Here is a 19,688-nt window from a genome sequence, read left to right as displayed (position 1 = left end):
CTAGGAGATGACGACCTGTGCCACCGTCCCAGGGATCGGCGCACCAATTCCGCTGGCTCGCCTTGTTCGGCGTGCTGGTGGCCGCGATCTACGCGCTGGTGTTCTTCACCGGTGACAAATCACCGACACCCAAACTCGGCATCGACCTACAGGGTGGTACCCGGGTCACCCTGACCGCGCGAACGCCCGACGGGAACCGGCCCAGCAAGGACAGTCTCGCCAAGGCACAGGAGATCATCGAGAACCGGGTCAACGGTCTCGGCGTCTCCGGTTCCGAGGTCGTGATCGACGGGGACAACCTGGTGATCACCGTCCCGGGAGAGGACAGCCAGCAGGCCCGCACCCTGGCCAGCACCGCCAAGCTGTACATCCGGCCGGTCCTGAAATACAACCCGGCGCCGACCGCTCAGCAGCCCGCCCCGGGCGGCACCACCCCGGCTCCGGAGCCCGCGGCTCCCGCCCCGGCCGGTGAGCCGGGCACGGCACCCGGGAGCGGTACCGAGGGCACAACCCCCGATGCGGGCACCGCGCCCGATGCCGGCGCCCAGGACGGCGCGACCCCCGATACCGGCGCGGGCGCACCGGTCGAGGAGACGCCCGCCGCCGCGCCCCTGCCGGAAAGCGAGACCGCCGTCCATCCGGCCCAGGCGCCCGGCGAATCCCCGGCGCCCACCGAAACCGGCCCGGCCCCCGCTCCACAGGATCCGAATGCCCCGCCGGCCACGCCCGCCGAAGGGACGCTGACCCCACAGGAGCAGGCGCAGCGGGAGATCGAGATGGCCAAGGCCATCCGGCAGAGCACCGATCCCACCACCCAGCAGCTCGCCATGGCGTCGATGGACTGCACCGCCTCCGATCCGCTCGCGGGTAACGATGATCCGAACCTGCCGCTGGTCACCTGCTCCACCGACGGTAAAGAGGTGTTCCTGCTCGACAAGAGCCGGATCGACGGACAGGAGATCGCCAACGCGACCTCGGGTCTGAACACCGAGCAGGCGCGGCATGAGGTCAACCTGGAGTTCAAGGGCAGCGGAAGCGATGCCTGGGCCTCGCTCACCGGTGAGTACGTGCAGCAGCGGGTCGCCTTCGTCCTCGATTCGGAGGTGGTCAGCGCACCGGTGGTTCAGCAGGGCCCCCAGCTGGGCGGGCGCACCTCGATCTCCGGTGACTTCAACGCCGCCAGCGCCAAGGAACTGGCGAATACGCTCAAGTACGGTTCGCTGCCGCTGTCATTCCAGACTTCCGAGGCCGAGACGGTCTCGGCGACCCTCGGGCTGTCCTCGCTGAAAGCGGGCCTGATCGCCGGGGCGGTCGGTCTGATCGCGGTACTCGTCTACTGTCTGGTCTATTACCGCATGCTCGGGTTCCTCACCGCGTTGTCGCTGGTCGGATCCGGTTTCGCGGTGTACGGCATCATGGTCCTGCTCGGCCGCTGGATCGGGTTCACCCTCGACTTGGCCGGTATCGCCGGTCTGATCATCGGTATCGGTATGACCGCCGACTCGTTCGTCGTGTTCTTCGAGCGGATCAAGGACGAAATGCGCGAGGGACGAAGTTTCCGATCGGCGGTACCGCGTGGCTGGCAGCGCGCCCGCAAGACGATTCTGTCCGGTAACGCCGTCAGCTTCATCGCCGCCGCCGTGCTGTACGTCCTCGCGGTCGGCCAGGTGCGCGGCTTCGCGTTCACGCTCGGTTTGACCACCATCCTCGATGTGGTGGTCGTGGTCCTGGTCACGGCCCCGCTCGTCCACCTGGCGTCCCGGTCGAGCTACTGGGCCAAACCGTCGGTGAACGGCCTCGGCGCGATGCAGGAGCTCGCCCGGGAACGCAAGGCGGCCGAGGCCGCGGTCGGGAAGGCGTGACGATGAACAGCCCCGTGACGATGGACAAACCCGCCGCGCCGCGCCCCTCCGGCGCCCGGCACAGCTGGTTGAACCGCCTGTACACCGGCACAGGTGTACTCGACGTGGTCGGCAACCGCCGCCGCTGGTACCTGATCACCGCCGGAATCGTGCTGGTCTGCCTGCTCAGCATGGCGGTACGCGGTTTCACCTTCGGTATCGACTTCGTCGGTGGCTCCCGTATCCAGTTGCCGGCCGGTGAGGTGACCACCGAGCAGGTGGAGACGGTCTACAGCGACACCATCGGTTCGGCACCCGAATCGGTGCAGACCGTCGGCACCGGCGACGGCAAGACCATCCTGATCCGTTCGGAGACGCTGGACGCCCAGCAGCTCGGCGCCCTGCAGACCGCACTGTTCGACCAGTTCCAGCCACGCGACGACACCGGCAACCCGAGCCGTAACGCCATCAGCGCCTCCGATGTGAGCGAGACCTGGGGCGGTCAGATCACCAGGCAGGCACTGATCGCGTTGGTGGTGTTCCTGGTACTGGTCAGCGTCTACATCGCTATCCGCTACGAACGCGATATGGCCCTGGCGGCGCTGGCCGCCCTGGTCTTCGACCTCCTGGTCACGGCCGGGGTGTATTCACTGGTCGGCTTCGAGGTCACCCCCGCGATGGTGATCGGCATGCTCACCATCCTCGGTTTCTCGCTCTACGACTCGGTCGTCGTGTTCGACAAGGTCGAGGAGAACACCCGCGGGGTGCTGCACACGAGCCGGCGTACCTACGGGGAGCAGGCGAATCTGGCCGTCAACCAGACCCTGATGCGCTCTATCAACACCACGCTCATCGGCGCGCTGCCCATTATCGGGCTGATGGTGATCGCAGTGTGGATGCTGGGGGTCGGCACACTGCAGGACCTGGCACTGGTGCAGCTCGTCGGCACCGTGGTCGGCGCCTACTCGTCCATCTTCTTCGCGACTCCGCTGCTGGTATCCATCAAGGAACGCTGGGGCCCGGTGGCAGCGCATACGAAGAAGGTGCACGCGCGCCGTGCCGCGCAGGCGAGCGGCCGGCCCGTCCCCGGTGCCGACCGGCCCCTGGCGGCGCCGGGCCGGCGCCCCGTGGGCGCACCCGACGACCCGGAGCAGCGCAACTCACGCAGGACCGGGCCCGGCGGGCCTCCGCCCGGCGCCCGCCCCACCGGAAAACGACAGAGGCGGCACTGACAGACGAGGAGTAGTTCGATGCGACACTCATCTCTGCGCCGGACGATCGCGCTGCTCGCGGCCACGGCCGCGGCGGCCGGACTGGCGGCCGGATGTTCCGGCAAGGACAAGGTGCCGTCGATCGGCTACGCCGTCGACACCACCGTCACCAGCTACAACGGCGGGACGGCAACCGGTGCGGCCGCGGCCCAGGCGGTGTTCGGCCGGGTGCTCACCGGGTTCTTCTACACCGGTCCCGACGGGCAGCCGATCGCCGACACCGATACGGGTACGGCCAAGGAGGTGCCGGGGGAGGCGCAGACCATCCAGTACCGGCTGAACCCGGCGGGAGTCTACTCCGACGGGGTCCCCACCTCATGCGACGACCTGGTGTTCACCTGGGCCGCGCGCAGCGGCCGGTTCCCCGGGTTCGATTCGGCGAGCACGGCCGGCTACGCGGATATCGAGCGGGTGGAATGCCAGTCCGGGTCCAAGGACGGGACCGTCGTGTTCCGGCCGGGCCGTCGCTACTCGCCCTGGCGCACCCTGTTCGGTGCCGGTGAACTGATGCCCGCGCATGTGGCGACCCAGGCGGCGAATGTGCCCGATATCGTCGCCGCCGTCCAGAACGATGACCGGCCCGCACTGGACCGGCTGGCCCAGTTCTGGAACACCGGGTGGAATATGGCGCCCGGTGATCTGGATATCACCGCGTTCCCGTCCTCCGGGCCGTACCGGATCGAATCGTTCGATCTCGACGACGGGCTGGTCCTGGTGGCCAACGAACGCTGGTGGGGCGACGCGCCCGCTACCGGCCGGATCGTGGTGTACCCGAAACCGGCCGATCTCGCCGCCCATATCGAGGACGGTTCGGTTTCGGTGGTCGATATCGGCACGGGTTCGCTGCCGGACCTGAACCTGGACGCGTTCGCCGTCGAACAGCAGCCCAGCCGCGGGGTCGAGCAGTTGGTGCTCGGCACCGGCGGGGTTTTCGAATCCGATGCCGCCCGGCGCGCGTTCGCGCTGTGCGTGCCCCGCCAGGCGCTGTTCGACCAGCTCGGCCGGGTGGCGGAGGCGCCGGAGACCGGGCTGGGCTCGGGTCTCGCGGATTCGCGGACGGTACAGCCGGATTCGCCGTTCTACCCCGCGGTGACCGGCGCCGCCGATCCGTTCGCCGGTGGTGATGTGGCCGGGGCCGAGTCGGCGCTCGCCGAGTCCGGGAAGAAGCAGCTCACCGTCCGCGTCGGCTATCTGGCCCCGGATGCCCGCCGCGCGCGCACCGTATCGATGATCGCCGACTCCTGCCGGGCGGCCGGGATCACCGTGGAGGACGCCGGCACCCCGGACTTCGGCACCGCGCAGCTGGCCGGCGGTGCGGTGGACGCGATTCTCGGCGGCCCCGGCGGGCTGCCGGGTCCGGCCGGTTCGCTCGACGGTATCGCCGCGGTAAGCGGTCTGCGCAGCGGCAGCGGACTCAATGCGGGTCAGTTCCGCAGCGGACGCTACGATGCGATCACGGATCAGCTTGCGGCCGACGACAACTCGACAGATCAGCTGAATCTGCTCACCGAGGCGGAGAATCTGCTGTGGGCACAGCTGCCGAGCGTTCCGTTGTTCGCGACCCCGCGCACCATCGCCTTCGGCGGTGGCCTGCAGAATGCCGTCGCGGGGCCCACCCGGGCCGGATCCGGCTGGAATATGGACCAGTGGGTCCTGCAGCGCTGAGCTGCGCGGTAGCCGATGGTGGAGGTGTCAGTGAGCAAGCATGCGGCGGTCGAACCCGCGGACGCGGTGGCCGAACGATCCGGTCAGGCCGCCGCGATGGTGCGCAGATACACCCGCTGGGCCCACGACTTCCCGGAGCCGGGGGTCCGATTCGCCGATCTGACACCGGTGTTCGCCGATCCCGAGGGGTTCCGCACGGTGGTCGACTGTCTGGCCGCGCTGGTGCCCGATGTGGACCTGGTGGCCGGGGTCGATGCCCGGGGCTTCCTGCTCGGCGCCGGAGTCGCCACCACGCTGGGAACCGGTGTGCTCGCCGTCCGTAAGCGCGGCAAACTTCCACCGCCGGTGATCACGCGGGAGTACGAACTCGAATACGGTACGGCGGCGCTGGAGATTCCGGCCACCGGCGTTGCGCTGGAGGGTCGTCGCGTGCTGCTGCTCGACGATGTTCTGGCGACCGGTGGCACGCTGGCCGCGGCCGCCGATCTGTTCGCCGATGCCGGGGCCGAGGTGGTGGCTGCCGCGGTCGTGCTGGAAATCGAGGCGCTGGGCGGCCGGGACCGGCAGGGCGAGTACCCGGTTACATCGATCGTCACCGTATAGCCGCCCCGGCCGGTCCGCTGTTGCTCCGGGATCGGGCGGTTCGCCCCTGTATCCCGGCGGTGTCGCCCGCGCGCGCCGGCGCCTGGCCGCCTGGCCGGTAGGTGACTCGGCGCATAATGTGCTGGCGTTCGTGGAGGCCGGTGCGTACTCTCGCCCGAGTCCTGTCCCCGATGATCGGAGCTGCCGTTGCTCTCATGAGGTAGTCGCTCGTGCGGCCCGCATTCTGCGCGTCGCCTCCGTATCGATACCTCCAGGGGCAGCCATGGCCGATATTTCTCTCTCCGATCTCTCCTTCACCTGGCCGGACGGGATTCCGGTGTTCGAGGGGCTCGACGCGGTGCTCGCCGCGGGCCATATCGGGCTCGTGGGAGCCAACGGCGCCGGGAAATCCACTCTGCTGCGGCTGGTGGCGCGCGATCTGCTGCCCGCTCGCGGGTCGATCACCGTAACCGGGGAGCTGGGCTATCTACGCCAGGATCTCGGGCTCGCCGCCGGCCGGCGCGTCGACGCGGTACTCGGTATTGCGGGGATCCGAGAAGCGTTGCATCGCATCGAGTCCGGTATCGCCGCCGAGGCCGATTTCGAGGTCGTCGGGGCGCAGTGGGATATCGAAGAACGCGCGGTGGCGATGCTCGGCCGGCTCGGTCTCGGCTACCTCGCCGACGGTGTACAGCAGCTGGACCGCCGCCTGGCCACACTGTCCGGTGGCGAGACCGTACTGCTCGGCCTCGGCGCGCAACTGCTGACCGAACCCGATGTGCTGTTGCTCGACGAACCCACCAACAATCTCGACCGGGCCGCCCGCGCCCGCCTCTACGAGGTCGTCGCACAGTTCACCGGGACCATCGTGGTGGTGAGCCACGACCGGGACCTGCTGGAGCGGATGGACACCATCGCCGAACTCCGCGGCGGCGCCTTGCGGTTGTTCGGTGGTAACTACAGCGACTACGAGCGCGCCGTCGAACAGGAACAGCAGAGCGCGCGGGCGGCGATCCGGGAGGCCCGCAGCGATGTGCGCAGGCAGTCGCGGGAACTGGTGCAGGCCCGGATAAAACTGGATCGGCGGCAGCGGTACGGACAGAAGATGTTCGAGAACAAACGCGAACCGAAGATCATCATGGGCCAGCGCAAAAGGCAGGCGCAGGTCGCGGCGGGCAAATTGCGCAGCAACCACCTGGAGAAGGTGGAGGATGCCGAGGAACGGCTGGACAAGGCCGAGGAGATGCTGCGCGACGATCGTGAGATACGCGTCGATCTGGCCGGTACCCGCCTGTATCCCGGGCAAGAGGTCCTCGACCTCGACGGGGTCGAACTGGCCAACGGGCCGGTGGTCTCCCTCGCGGTACGGGGGCCGGAGCGGCTGGCGATCACCGGCCGCAACGGCGTGGGAAAGACCACGCTGCTGCGGCGGATCACCGCGGAACCGCCCCGGGTGCCCTGGCGGCTGCTCCCGCAGCGTCTCGATATCTTCGATGAGCAGCGGACCGTCTACGACAATGTCGCGGCTGCCGCCCCGCACGCCACACCGGAGCGAATCCGCGCCCGGCTCGCTCGCTTCCTGTTCCGTGGTGCCGCCGCCGATGTGCCCGCCGCCGCCCTGTCCGGTGGCGAGCGGTTGCGGGCCGCGCTGGCCGTCCTGCTGCTCGCCGAGCCCGCGCCCGGCCTGCTCATACTGGACGAACCCACCAACAATCTCGACCTGGTGAGTCTCGGCCATCTCACCCAAGCGCTCGCCGCGTACCGGGGCGCGCTGCTCGTGGTGAGTCATGATCAGCGGTTCCTGGACGAGATCGGGGTCACTCGGCAATTGGAACTGACCCCGGCCGGTCTGGTGGAATGAGCCCGGACCGCGCCGCCGGGGGAACGTCGGGGTGCGATCGGGCGTTCTACCGGGTGGCTGGGGATATCGATCCATGTCGATGGTGTTGCGGCGGGGGTTTCCCACGATGCTGTGGGGGTTAAGGTTGGTGGTCTGGAACGTTGCGGTGATCTGCCGCGGCACGGAGAGGTGGTGGCATGACTCAGAATCTGGGCGAGGCGAATGTCGAGCAGGCGTCCGGTTCGCAGTCGAATGGTGCCGCCACCCCTGCCCCTGCCGCCGGTTCGCGCCCGACGGCCGCGCCCGACGCCGACGGTACCCGCTCCTCCGGCGCGGTCCCCAGTTCGGCGTCGCGCCGGGTGCGCGCCCGGCTGGCCCGGCGGATGACCGGTCAGCGCGGCATCCCGGCGGTCAAACCGGTGCTCGAGCCGCTGGCCACGGTGCACCGCGAACTGTACCCGAAGGCCAATCTCACCCAATTGCAGCGGGCGTTCGATGTGGCCGACGAGCGGCACGCGACCCAGTTCCGCAAATCCGGTGACCCGTACATCACCCACCCGCTGGCGGTCGCGAACATCCTGGCCGAGCTGGGTATGGACACCACCACCCTGGTCGCGGCGCTGCTGCACGACACCGTCGAGGACACCGGGTACTCACTCGAACAGCTGACCGCGGATTTCGGCTCCGAGGTGGCCCATCTCGTAGACGGGGTCACCAAGCTGGACAAGGTGAACCTGGGTGCCGCGGCGGAGGCCGAGACCATCCGCAAGATGATCATCGCGATGGCGCGCGACCCGCGTGTCCTGGTGATCAAGGTGGCCGACCGGTTGCACAATATGCGGACCATGCGGTTCCTGCCCCCGGAGAAGCAGGCCAAGAAGGCACGCGAAACCCTCGAGGTGATCGCGCCGCTGGCGCACCGGCTGGGTATGGCCACCGTCAAATGGGAACTGGAGGATCTCGCGTTCGCGATCCTGCATCCCAAGAAATACGACGAGATCGTCCGCTTGGTCGCCGACCGGGCGCCGTCACGTGACACCTATCTCGCGAAGGTGCGCGCGGAGATCGTCAATACCCTCGCGGCGTCCCGGATCCCCGCCACCGTCGAGGGCCGCCCCAAGCACTACTGGTCGATCTACCAGAAGATGATCGTGAAGGGGAAGGATTTCGACGATATCCACGACCTGGTGGGTATCCGGATCCTGTGCGACGAGGTGCGCGACTGCTACGCCGCCGTCGGCGTGGTGCATTCGCTGTGGCAGCCGATGGCCGGGCGGTTCAAGGACTACATCGCCCAGCCCCGCTACGGCGTCTATCAGTCGCTGCACACGACGGTGGTCGGTCCGGACGGTAAGCCGCTCGAGGTGCAGATCCGCACCCACGATATGCACCGGACCGCCGAGTTCGGAATCGCCGCGCACTGGCGCTACAAGGAGACCAAGGGCCGCCATTCCGGGGACGCCGCCGAGGTCGACGATATGGCCTGGATGCGGCAGCTGCTCGACTGGCAGCGCGAGGCCGCCGACCCGGCGGAGTTCCTGGAATCGCTGCGGTTCGACCTCAAAGCGCCCGAGATCTTCGTGTTCACCCCGAAGGGTGATGTGATCACGCTGCCGCAGAAATCGACTCCGGTGGATTTCGCCTACGCGGTGCATACCGAGGTCGGGCACAAGTGCATCGGGGCCCGGGTCAACGGACGGCTGGTCGCACTGGAACGCCAGCTGGAGAACGGCGAGGTCGTCGAGGTCTTCACCTCCAAGGCGCCCAATGCCGGGCCCAGCCGGGACTGGCAGGCCTTCGTCGTCTCGCCGCGTGCCAAGGCCAAGATCCGGCAGTGGTTCGCCAAGGAGCGTCGCGAAGAGGCCCTGGAGAGCGGTAAGGAGCAGATCAACAAGGAGGTCCGTCGCGTCGGACTGCCGCTGCAGCGGTTGATGAGCGTCGACGCCATGACCGCCGTCGCCCACGAACTGCACTACAGCGATATCTCCGCGCTCTACACCGCGGTCGGCGAGCATCAGGTCTCCGCGCACCATGTGGTGCAGCGGCTGATGGCTCAGCTGGGCGGGATCGGTGATGTCGAGAACGAACTCGCCGAGCGTTCCACGCCGTCCACCACACCGTCGCGGCAGCGGCTCACCGGCGATGCCGGCGTGCTGATCCCCGGCGCCGAGGGGACCGTCGCGAAGCTGGCCAAATGCTGCACTCCCGTACCGGGTGACGAGATCATGGGTTTCGTGACCCGCGGCGGGTCGGTGAGTGTGCACCGGGTCGACTGCACCAACGCCGATTCGCTGCGGGGGCAGTCCGAACGCATCATCGAGGTCGAATGGGCGCCGTCGCCGCATTCGATATTCCTGGTGGCTATCCAGATCGAGGCGCTGGACCGCACCCGGCTGCTCTCCGATGTCACCAAGGTGCTCGCCGACGAGAAGGTCAATATCCTGTCCGCGTCGGTGGCCACCCACGGCGACCGGGTGGCGATCAGCAAATTCACCTTCGAGATGGGGGATCCGAAGCATCTCGGGCATTTGCTGAATGTTGTCCGTAATGTCGAGGGTGTCTACGACGTCTACCGGGTCACCTCCGCCGCTTGAGCGTTTCCGCGCCTTCGTCGTAGCCGTGGTCTCCCTGGGTGCCCGCGCGCCCGCCGCGCCGTGGACTCGTACACCTGTGCCTCCGCCGCGGTCTTCCCTGAGGCCGGCGACGCGCGGGCGCCGGGCGGTGGTTCCGTGTGTCCGGGGTGACCGCCGGTGTCTCCTGCGGTTTTCCCCTTCGCTCCGGCCGGAAGAGGCGTGTCTGCGGCCGTGTTTCGGGGTCTTGGCAGCCCCGCTGGGGTCGCCGGAAGAATATAACGTTCGGGCTTCGGCGCGCCGCGTCACGTACGGGTCGCGCTGGCGGGTTGCGTAAACTCTTCGGCGCTTCAGCGGTCATAGCCGGAATCTGTTACCGTTTACTGCGTTTCGTCGCGCTCGGTAACTGCGGTAGGACTGATTGCGGGTCGCTATGGCTGGATGCACAAGATTCTCGGGGATGCTGATCGCATTCACCGTCGCTGTGGCGACGGCGGCAGCGGGCACACTCGCCGCTCCCGCGTACGCTCAACCGCCGAATCCGGCGGGCCCGTCGACCCAACTCGCGGTGACCTCGTGTCCGGCACTGTACGCGTTGGGGATCCAGGGCACCGGTGAATCCTCGCCGGATGCCGCGCCCACGACCGATACCGGCATGCTGTCCACCGTCTTCCGGCCGCTCATGGCCGCAGCGCCCGATCAGGGGCTGGTCGAGCGTGCCTACGTGCCCTACGAATCCAGCTTCGGCGGGGTGGACGGCGGAAGCGCCACACCGTATTCGGATTCGGTGAAGGGCGGCCTGATCCGGCTGCGCAGTATGGCGAGCTCGGTGGCGCAGCGCTGCCCCGAGACCCGCTTCGCGATCGTCGGATATTCGCAGGGCGCGCACGTGGCCTCGGTGTTCGCCCAAGAGATCGGCCAGGGGCAGGGCAGCCTGCCCGCCGACAAGATCGCCGCCGTCGCCTTGATCGGTGATCCGACCAGGAACGCCGGAGCCCCGCTGTTCCCCGGTGCGCCGGGTAAGGCCAACCCAGACCCCGCGCCCGGTACCGAGGGCGCCGAGATCGCGCATATCGCGGCACTGAACCAGACGCCGGCCACCGGCGGCGGTATCGCCCCGGACCGCGACACCGCGGAGAATTTCGGTGCGCTCACCGGTCGCGTGGCGAGTTTCTGTGCCGCGGGCGATCTCGCCTGCGATGCGCCCGAGGGTGCACCGATCCTGAAGGCCGTGGCCGGTGTGGTGGGGCAGATGAAGCTCAGCGGTGGCGATCCGATCGCCTCGCTCACCTCCATCGCCCAGGCCCTGGCGTTCACCTCGATCAAAACGGCCACCAAGGTGGTCAACGAGGATATCCAGGGCACCTCGCTGGCGACGCTGAACATCTCGCCGAAGAAGTCGATCTCCGAACGGCTGGCCGATGCCGCCGATCCGCGGACCCCGCTGGATATTCCGGGAGCCATGCGAGCCCTGCTGAAAGTGGGCATGATCGGGCTGAACGCGGTGGTCACGGTGGTCCGTACGGTGCTGAACCCCACGGCGATCGCCGAACTGGCCACTGCCGGCCTGGCGAATCCGCCGGCGGCGCTGATGATGCTGGGAGTAAAACTGCTGGGGGCGGTACCGCAGCTCGTGCCGCCCACCACCGGTATCCGGTTGGTGAGTCAGGCTTTCGACGCGGTCGTCGACAACATCACCGACAATCATGCCCTGCTCGACACCACGACCTGGGTGCGCTACTGGGACACCATCCAGCGGCACCAGGCCTATGGTAATGCGGCCATTTCGGCCACCGGTGAGGCACCCACCCGCTTCATCGCCGACTGGTTCGCCGCCGCCGCGCGGGATCTCGCCGCGATACACGGCAGCGGCCACGAGCCCGTCGCGGAAAAGGCGATTCCGCAGGTCCCAAGCATGCCGGACAGTGGAGTTCCCGCGCCGAACGGATTCTCAGGTTCCGATCCCGGCGCGTCGCCTGCGCCCGCTCCCTCCGGTACGGGACAATTCCCATTTGGGACAGGAGTGAACAATGGTGCCCCGGAGGGTCCGGTGACCACCACTCCCACACCCCGTACAACCGAAACCGACTCGTTCTCCGTGAACTGATCGCCGAGAGGGATCGATGATGCCAGATCATGCGCCCGGCGCCACGGGAATGGGGGAATGTTGAAGTCCTACAAAAAGCTCGATCGATGGTACGGTCCGCTGGAGCCGGAGGGGGCGCGCGACACGGATGCGTCGCCGCACGCGCCGGAGCCCGGCGGCGAGGCCGTCGCGGGGGCCGAGGACGGCCCCGCCAGGTACCCCGACTACATCGCCGAGGCCGGTAGTGCGACCGCCCGGCCCGATCCGGCCCCCGCCGAACTGTCCGGTCGTCGTACCGAATTCACCGGGGGCTGGTCGGATTGGGTGGACGCGCCCGGCGACGACCGCGAAGCGGACCTGGTGCGGTTTCCCTGGACCGACGACGAGGAACTCACCGAGCCGGCCCGTATCGGCCGTACCCCGGCCCGGCTCCGCGATATCGAGGCCGAGCCCGGCGCCCGTCGGCGCCGGACCGCCGGAGTGCTCCTCGCCGCGGTGGTGCTGCTCGGTATCGCCGCCGCCGTGGTGCTGTACCTGCTGGCGCCCGGCACACCCGGTGCCGCCGGCCCCGGCGCCGCGCCCGACGGGGGCGCGGGCCTGCGCTTCACCGCCGGGAGCACCGGCGCCGATTCCGGCGCGGCGGCGTGTGCGCCCGAACAGACCGCACAGGTGGTACGTGGTGCGGGACCGGGCGGCACGAATTCCGGGCCCGAGGCCGTGCTGCGCTTCCAATACGCCTACTACGTACAGCGTTCCGGCGCCGAAGCGCGTGCCGCGGTCGCGCCCGCCGCGCCGGTGTCCTCCGCAGAGGTGATCCAGGCCGGTATCGACAGTGTCGCCCCTGGCACCACGCACTGTGTGCGCATCGTGACCGTGGCCGATGGCCGGTACACAGTCGAGGTCACCGAGTTCCGGCCCGGTGGCGAGCCCGCTACCTACAGCAGGCAAACGGTCACCACCGCGGTGATCGACGGCCGCACCCTCATCACGGGTATCTCGGCCGGATAGAGGAGAGTGCTGCGATGGGAGAGGATTGGAGCCGCTGGCTCGACACCGCACCGGATGCCGAGGTGACGGACGGGCCGGACGGGGACCGGAAGGCGCGGGTGGTGCAGTTGCCGGGTGGCGCCCGGACCCGTGCGGCCGGCGAGCCCCGGCCGATCCTGGTGGTGGGCGGCTGCGGCGGCGCCGGCACCACGACCACCACGCTCGGATTGGCGGGCGAACTCGGTCTCGCGGGCACCGCCACGATCGCGGTGGACGCCACGCCGGCCGGGGGTGATCTGGCCCTGCGTGGCGCCGACGAGCATCTGCACCCGATCAGCATGCAACAGTGGTTGTACGGTCGCGGCGACGACGAACCGGCCCCGTTGAAGGACTGTATGTCCCGGGCCACCTCCGGTATCGGCCTGCTGTGGCGGGACGCCGCGCCGCTGCGCCGCCGCGCGAGCTATCTCACCGTGGCCCGGGCGGTCGACCAGGCCGGATACATCGGTGTCTACGACGGCGGCAACCCGATCGCCAGCCGGCAGCTGCGGCCCTTGCTCGACGACGCGGATGTGGCGCTGGTCCTGACCATCCCGGCGCGGGTCGACGCGGCCAACCGCCTGCGGGTGACCCTCGAATGGCTCGACGACGAATACGGCGACTCGTCGGAACCCATGGGCGGCGGAATTGTCGGCGACACCACCATCGTGGTCTCCCATCAACAGAGTGGCGCCGATTCGCGGGTAGCCGACCATTTGCGCGAGCATCTGGCCGGCTGGGTCCGCGATATCGTCGAGGTGCCCTACGACCCGCACCTGGCACGCGGTGAACTGGTGCGCCACGTCGCACTCGCCGACGAGACGCGGCTGACCTACGAGCGACTACTCGCCGGGATGGCGTCATGATGCGATCCCTGCACCGGCGCTCCGGGCTCCGCGGATATGCCGCATCTCGGAGGGAGGCATCATGGCTGTTGCTATGAATCTTCCACGCCGACCCGAACGTAACACCACTGCCGGGGTGGTACCGCCGCCGGAATCACGCCGCGCCGCGGTCTGGGACCGTCCTGTTCCCGGCGCCGGCCGTGCGCCGCTGGTGTGGTTGCTGGGCGTCCACGGCGGCGCGGGCGCCAGTTCGCTGGCCCATGTGCTGGCCCCTGCCGCGGATTCGGGCCGGCGCTGGCCCGGTGTCTTCGAGCGGGAATCGCCGTTCGTGGTGCTGGTGGCGCGGGAGACCATCGCCGGACTGACCCATGCGCACGATCTGCTGCGCCAGCACCATTCGGGATTCGCCGGGCCCAGCCAGGTCCTCGGCCTCATCACGGTGGCGGCGCGGCCGGGCCGGATGGCGCCGGAGATCCGGCGCTACCGCGATGTGGTCGCCTCACTGGCCGGCCGGGTCTGGCAGGTGCCCTGGTACGAGGAGTGGACGCTGGTCGAACCGGAGAAATTACCGGTGTGGACGCCGGGTGTCGCGACCGCGCCGCAGCGCCGCCGCCGGATCGACCCACTCGACGAGGTCCCTCTGGATATCAGGGAGCTCGGTTCGGAAATCGTCGCGGCCGCCCGTGCCGCGCTGGAGGAATCGGAAGCCGCCCCCACTCGGGGCCGATCGAGATTCGTAGAGGAGTGATGCCGTGATCGCCGCCGTCGAGCACGTATTCCGTGTCGTGCTCCCCGCGCTCGCGCGGACCGAATGTTGCACCTCAGCTATCGAGAAAGGCACCCGATGAGCACCGTACTTCTCGCCGTTCACCAGGTCTACGACACCGTTGTTGTGGCCCAGGTGGGCAATCCGACGCCCGAGGCCCCGCCCGGGTCGGAGAAGATCCTGCAGCTGGTGCGGTACCTCACCTGGTTCGTCCTACTGTCCGGGATCTGCGGCATCATCTACGCGGGCGGCAAGTTCGCGTGGGAGAAATGGACCGGCGGTGGACTGGAGTCCCCGAAGATGGTGGCCGGCGCGATGATCGGCGGCGTGGTCGCGACCAGTGCCGGCACCATCATGAACGCCGTCATCGGAACGTGAGGTTGTAATGGATCTGGTCGGGGCGGCCGGTGTTCTTGCGTACAAGCAGATGCCGGCCGAAGTGTTGGAACCGTTGATGCAGCTGCTGAACTGGCTGCTCTGGTTCGTTCTCATGGGCTGTCTGGCGTGGATGATCGTTTCGGCCGGAAAGCTGTGGCTGACGTTCAAGGGCGATCTGGCGATGAACGACGCCTCGCACGGGGTGCTCATGAGCCTGCTCGGCGCGATCGTGGCCAGCGGCGCCTCCGGTATCGCCCTGGCGTTCCTGCCCGGATGATCCGGGGCGAGGCGAGGAGAACGACCTGCGCATGAAATCGACCGTGATTCCGGCTGCGCGCCGGTCCGGCCGGCCGTATGTCCTCAGGGCTGCCCAGATGCTGTCCGCGCTGCTGCTGGCCGGCGTCGCGGGCTGTGGCGGCGGGGACGCCGCGGCACCGCCCGATCTGTCGGCGCCCCCGACGAATGTGCGCTGGGTGCCGTTCCAGGGCGTATCGTTACCGCATAGCGATCAGGGTCCGACGGCTCAAACTAACGGCGCCGCAACAGGTTTCGAGCACTCTCCCACCGGCGCCGGGATCTCCGCCATGGTGCACGCCGTGCGCCTGGCGATAGCGGATGACGGACAATGGTCGAATATTGTTGCCCGGGAAGTGGTTCCGGGCCCGGCGAAGGACGAATGGGCGGTGAACCGGGTGCAGCTGTCCATCAGCGGTCCGGCGGATCCGGTCTACGCGCCGCGGCTGCTGGGGTACCGGATCACCGAGTACAGCGACCAGCGCGCCGCGGTGGATGTGTACAGCGAGTACTCGGACAGTTCGAGAGCGGTGAACCACACGACGGTGGAGTGGTTCGCCCGGGATTGGAGGTTACGACTGCCGGACCCGGATTCGACCACGCGACCGATCGACCCTGTGACCGAATTACCCAGTGACATAGTGAAAGTGGAGGCGCCGTCGTGAGCGGGAAGGAGACCTATCAGCGTGACCGCGTCTCCTTCGGAGTCATCGCCTCCGCGGCGGTACTGGCGCTGATCGTGGTGGTCGGCGTCGTCATGTGGACGGGCCGCGACGACGAACCCGTCTCGGCGCCGCCGCCCCCGGCCACGGTGGGCGAGGGATTCGCCGATCCGGAGGTGGATGTGTTCAACCGGCGTATAGATATCCCCAACAACCCGGCGGGGCAGGTTCTTCCGCAGAACCCGTCTCCGCAACGCAAGCCGACCGACCCCGATTGGCTGACCGCCGCGCCGGCGGGCACCACCGATCCCCGCGGCTGGCAGCGGGTGTTCGGGGCGTCGGTGCCGTTCTCGAGTTCCGACGGCCCGAACCGGATCGAGGACGGGCTGGCGGTGGGGTACTCGCACACCCCGCAGGGCGCCGCGCTGGCCGCGGCCCAGATCACCTACCGGCTGAACGCCCGGCCGGCGGACCGTGATCTCTATGTACGGCAGGTGCGGGTTTCGGCGCAGCAGATCGCGGCCTACGACAAGGCCCTGGAAGCGGATCGGCTGCCCGAACAGCAGCCCGAATCGGTGACCCGGTACCTCGTCGCGTCCGACGCGTTCAAGATCGACGACTACGCGGACGATATGGCGATCGTGCGGTTGGCGCTGCGTGCTCCGGCGCTCGACGCGAAGCCGGTGTGGGTGACGTTGCGACTGATCATGGTGTGGGACGCGGGGGATTGGCGGCTGAAGCCGACCACCTCGCCGAACACACAGACCGAGTATGTCGAATCGCTCGAGGGGTGGACTCGATGGTGATTCCGATGTTGGGACGAAATGTGGAAGCTCAGGTAGTGCGCGAAGAGAGCCCTTCCGGGTGCGGGGAGCGAACTCCCGCGGTCTCGTACCGGGTATCGCTGGCCAGACGGCTCGTCACGATCCTCGCGGTGATCTTCACCGTGTCGATGGCGACGCCGGTGGTGGCCTACGGTCAGTCCTACGGGTTCGACGAGACCTGTAACGAGATACACGATGCGCTGGACGAGCTCGGTATCCCCGGGATCTCGCTCGGCGACGCCGCCTCGGCGGTCTGCAAGGCGGGTAATGCCGCCACCCATCCCGGGGAAGCGGCCACCGCGGTCAAGGACAAGGCGTGGGATTCGACCTTCGGCAAAGTGGTCGATTCGCTGATGAACGGTCTGGGCGAAGCCATCATCCTGGCGTTGACCTTCTGGATGAAGGTGCCCAACGAGGTGGCCAGCGATTCCGGTTCGCTGTTCACCAAGATCAACGACTACACGTATCAGATACAGATACTGCTGTTGATGGCCTCCATCATCATCACGGGCCTCAGATTGGCCGAGGCCAGACGCGGCGGCGCGATGCAGGAGGCGGCCGAATCGTTCCGGATGTTCACCCGGGTGGTGTTCAGTTCCTGGATGCTGGGCGCGGTGATCGTGGCGGGCACCGTGGCCTCCGACCGTTTCGCCGAATGGATCATCCAGGACTCCACCGACGGCAATGCCCGCAACATGGCCGAGCTCATGGTGAAAACCAGTAAGTTGCAGGCCTTCTCACCCGGTCTGGTGCTCATCATCGCGATCGTCGGCCTGCTCGGGGCGCTGGCCCAGATCGTGCTGGCCATCGTCCGGCAGGGCCTGCTGGTGATCGCGGCCGGTGTACTGCCGCTGGCGGCCGCCGCCTCCGGGATGAGTACCGGTAAGCAGTCGTATCAGAAACTCGTCGGCTGGATCATCGCCTTCATGCTGTGGAAACCGGTGGCGGCGATCGTCTACATGATCGCGTTCACCACCGCCGGGCACGTGGACGGGATGACCCCGGCGGGCGGACTACCCGAGGCGGAGGAAGCCCAGCGCATGCTGGTGGCCATCGTGCTGCTGTGCAGTGTCGCGTTCGTCCTGCCCGCGCTGATGCGGTTGGTGACGCCGGCGGTCGCCATTGTCGGCAGCGGCGGTTCGGGTCTGACCGCGACCGGCGGAACCCTCATCGCGGCAGCCGGTCTGGGCGCCATGGGTACCAAGGCGGTCGGTGCGAAGGGCGCCGCGGCGCCCGGCCGGGCCGGCTATGTGGGCGGTGCGGCCGGTCCGCCGCCGCCCGGCGGCGGCCGCGGTGGTGGCGCCCCCCGGCCGATGCCCCCGCCGCGGGGTGGCGGAGGCGGCGGCGCGCCGGCCGGTGGGCAGGGACCTCGGTCGAGTGGGTCGCCGGGCGGTGTACCGTCCGGTGCGTCCCGTGTGGCCAACAGAATGGGCGCGACCCGTGCCGCGACCGCCGGGATGACCCGCGCGGACCAGACCATGGGTGATGTGGCGGGCGACCGCTGGACCAACCGTTCCCCCGACCTCGGTAGGAGCACCATCCCGCGATGACGAGCACCGAAATCTACGAACGCCGTTCCTACGGTCTGTGGCAGAAGCCCCGCAGCGCCGGACTTTTCGGGCTGCGGTGGGAAGAGACCGTGCTCGGCTTCGTGGTGGTGATCACCGCGCTGCTCACCGCTATGATCGGCGGTTTCCAATGGGGCGCTGTCGTCGGCGGGGTCGGTGTGGTGATCATGGCCCCCCTCGTCATGCGGCGCGGTGGGCGTTCGGGCTACGAGACGGGATTGATGATGTTCCACTGGATGCGTTCGCGTAACCGCGGTGAGCACGTGTACCGCGGCGGCCGGTTCTCCCGGGTGCCGGGTGGTTTCACCCGGCTGCCGGGGTTGCTCGCGCCCTCCAAGCTCTACGAGGGGATCGACGCCGGCGGTTACAGCTTCGGGATGATCCACCTGCCGCAGTTCGCGCAGTACACGGTGGTGCTGCGGGCGTGGCCGCAGGGTCATGAGGCGGTGGACCAGCCGGTGATCGACCGGTGGGTGTCGGCCTGGGGAACCTTCCTCGCCTCGGTCGGCCAGACCAGCGATATCGTCGCCGTGGTGCCGGTGATCGATACTGTCCCGGAGACCGGGAACCGGTTGCTCACCGAGGTTTCCACCATTACCCGGCCGGAGGCGCCGGATCTGGCACAGCAGGTGATGTACGAGCTGGCCACCGAATTGCCGCAGGAGCGGGTGCAACTGCTGCCCCGGGTCGCCATCACCTTCAAGGCGACCACCGCCGAGCGGCGCAAGAATCCGGCGGAGGAAGCGGTCGAGATCGGCCGCCGGCTACCGGGTATCTGCGCCGCGCTCGCCGAAGCCGGGGTCCGGGCGCAGCCCATGTCGGCCGACGAGGTGATCTCGTTCATCCGGCGCAGCTACGATCCGGCCTCCCAGGCCGACCTCGAGGTGGCCGCGGGCGAGCCCGAGGGCCACGGCCTGGACTGGGCCGATGCCGGGCCGGTCTCGCACGACGAGAAATGGGATCACCTCATCCACGACGGCGGCCGGTCGGTGACCTGGGAAATGGACACCGCACCGGAGGGCGCGGTGGACGAGCGGGTGCTGCAGCGGCTGCTGGCGCCGAATCCGGAGGTGCCGCGGAAACGAATCGCCATTGTGTACCGGCCGCATTCGGCGGCGGACGCGGCCGAGATCGTCGACGACGATTTCAAGAACGCCCTGGTCGCCCAGCAGAGCGAACGGGGTGTGGTGTCGGCGTCGGCGACCCTGCGGGTCGGCGCGACCCAGCAGGCCCGGGAGGAGCAGGCGCGCGGTCACGGTGTCACGCGGTTCGGCGCCCTGGTCACCATCACCGAGCCGAATCGCGGTGACCTGCCGCGGATCGAGGCGATCACGCGCGACCTGTCCACGCAGGCCCGGCTGAAGATCCGCCGTTGTTACCGCTACCAGGCGGCGGCCTTCGCGGCATCGCTCGGTTGCGGGGTGATCCTGCCCGAGCACGCGACCATTCCCAAAGCATTGGCGGGGTGAA

General features: G+C 68.6%; 16 protein-coding genes. All 16 read left to right on the top strand.

Annotated features, from left to right (window positions below):
• Positions 1–17: 17 nt before the first annotated feature.
• The 16 genes from secD to ACQPYS_RS19760 all read left to right on the top strand — a co-directional run bounded on the left by secD (position 18) and on the right by ACQPYS_RS19760 (position 19,687).
• Complete coding sequence (gene secD, locus ACQPYS_RS19835) at positions 18–1,862, top strand: protein translocase subunit SecD (RefSeq protein WP_063040054.1); 1,845 nt, start codon at positions 18–20, stop codon at positions 1,860–1,862.
• Between the two features lie 2 nt (positions 1,863–1,864).
• Positions 1,865–3,073, top strand: a complete 1,209-nt coding sequence (gene secF / locus ACQPYS_RS19830; RefSeq protein WP_431939655.1) for a protein translocase subunit SecF — start codon at positions 1,865–1,867, stop codon at positions 3,071–3,073.
• An 18-nt stretch (positions 3,074–3,091) separates the two neighbouring features.
• On the top strand, positions 3,092–4,777 hold the full coding sequence (locus ACQPYS_RS19825) for an ABC transporter substrate-binding protein (protein WP_431939654.1): 1,686 nt from the start codon (positions 3,092–3,094) through the stop codon (positions 4,775–4,777).
• Between the two features lie 96 nt (positions 4,778–4,873).
• Positions 4,874–5,380, top strand: coding sequence for an adenine phosphoribosyltransferase (locus tag ACQPYS_RS19820; protein WP_433493083.1), 507 nt, complete (start codon positions 4,874–4,876; stop codon positions 5,378–5,380).
• Positions 5,381–5,642: 262 nt separating this feature from the next.
• The gene (locus tag ACQPYS_RS19815; protein WP_063040051.1) at positions 5,643–7,220 is read left to right on the top strand and encodes an ABC-F family ATP-binding cassette domain-containing protein; all 1,578 of its coding nucleotides are present in this window, start codon (positions 5,643–5,645) and stop codon (positions 7,218–7,220) included.
• A 176-nt stretch (positions 7,221–7,396) separates the two neighbouring features.
• The gene (locus tag ACQPYS_RS19810; protein ID WP_433490432.1) at positions 7,397–9,793 is read left to right on the top strand and encodes a RelA/SpoT family protein; all 2,397 of its coding nucleotides are present in this window, start codon (positions 7,397–7,399) and stop codon (positions 9,791–9,793) included.
• Positions 9,794–10,229: 436 nt separating this feature from the next.
• Positions 10,230–11,876, top strand: coding sequence for a cutinase family protein (locus ACQPYS_RS19805; RefSeq protein ID WP_063040043.1), 1,647 nt, complete (start codon positions 10,230–10,232; stop codon positions 11,874–11,876).
• A 57-nt stretch (positions 11,877–11,933) separates the two neighbouring features.
• Positions 11,934–12,863, top strand: coding sequence for a hypothetical protein (locus ACQPYS_RS19800; protein WP_433490431.1), 930 nt, complete (start codon positions 11,934–11,936; stop codon positions 12,861–12,863).
• Between the two features lie 14 nt (positions 12,864–12,877).
• Positions 12,878–13,747, top strand: a complete 870-nt coding sequence (locus ACQPYS_RS19795) for a MinD/ParA family ATP-binding protein (RefSeq protein WP_433490430.1) — start codon at positions 12,878–12,880, stop codon at positions 13,745–13,747.
• Between the two features lie 61 nt (positions 13,748–13,808).
• Entirely contained in the window at positions 13,809–14,474 is a 666-nt protein-coding gene (locus ACQPYS_RS19790; RefSeq protein ID WP_063040037.1) for a hypothetical protein, read from the top strand.
• Between the two features lie 96 nt (positions 14,475–14,570).
• Positions 14,571–14,870 carry a hypothetical protein gene (locus ACQPYS_RS19785; RefSeq protein ID WP_030521532.1) on the top strand — a complete coding sequence of 100 codons (300 nt, stop codon included), beginning with the start codon at positions 14,571–14,573 and terminating at the stop codon, positions 14,868–14,870.
• A gap of 7 nt (positions 14,871–14,877) precedes the next feature.
• The gene (locus ACQPYS_RS19780; protein WP_030521531.1) at positions 14,878–15,147 is read left to right on the top strand and encodes a hypothetical protein; all 270 of its coding nucleotides are present in this window, start codon (positions 14,878–14,880) and stop codon (positions 15,145–15,147) included.
• A 31-nt stretch (positions 15,148–15,178) separates the two neighbouring features.
• Positions 15,179–15,829 carry a hypothetical protein gene (locus ACQPYS_RS19775; RefSeq protein ID WP_245664718.1) on the top strand — a complete coding sequence of 217 codons (651 nt, stop codon included), beginning with the start codon at positions 15,179–15,181 and terminating at the stop codon, positions 15,827–15,829.
• Positions 15,826–16,632, top strand: a complete 807-nt coding sequence (locus ACQPYS_RS19770; protein ID WP_063040032.1) for a hypothetical protein — start codon at positions 15,826–15,828, stop codon at positions 16,630–16,632. The genes ACQPYS_RS19775 and ACQPYS_RS19770 overlap by 4 nt, the downstream gene beginning before the upstream one ends.
• Positions 16,633–16,637: 5 nt before the next feature.
• Entirely contained in the window at positions 16,638–18,200 is a 1,563-nt protein-coding gene (locus ACQPYS_RS19765) for a hypothetical protein (protein WP_157107390.1), read from the top strand.
• Complete coding sequence (locus ACQPYS_RS19760) at positions 18,197–19,687, top strand: SCO6880 family protein (protein WP_063040030.1); 1,491 nt, start codon at positions 18,197–18,199, stop codon at positions 19,685–19,687. The genes ACQPYS_RS19765 and ACQPYS_RS19760 overlap by 4 nt, the downstream gene beginning before the upstream one ends.
• Position 19,688: the final 1 nt, after the last annotated feature.

It is taken from the genome of Nocardia grenadensis (assembly GCF_050942415.1).
Taxonomy (GTDB): Bacteria; Actinomycetota; Actinomycetes; order Mycobacteriales; family Mycobacteriaceae; genus Nocardia; species Nocardia grenadensis.
This window is presented reverse-complemented; position numbering and strand designations above follow the sequence as displayed.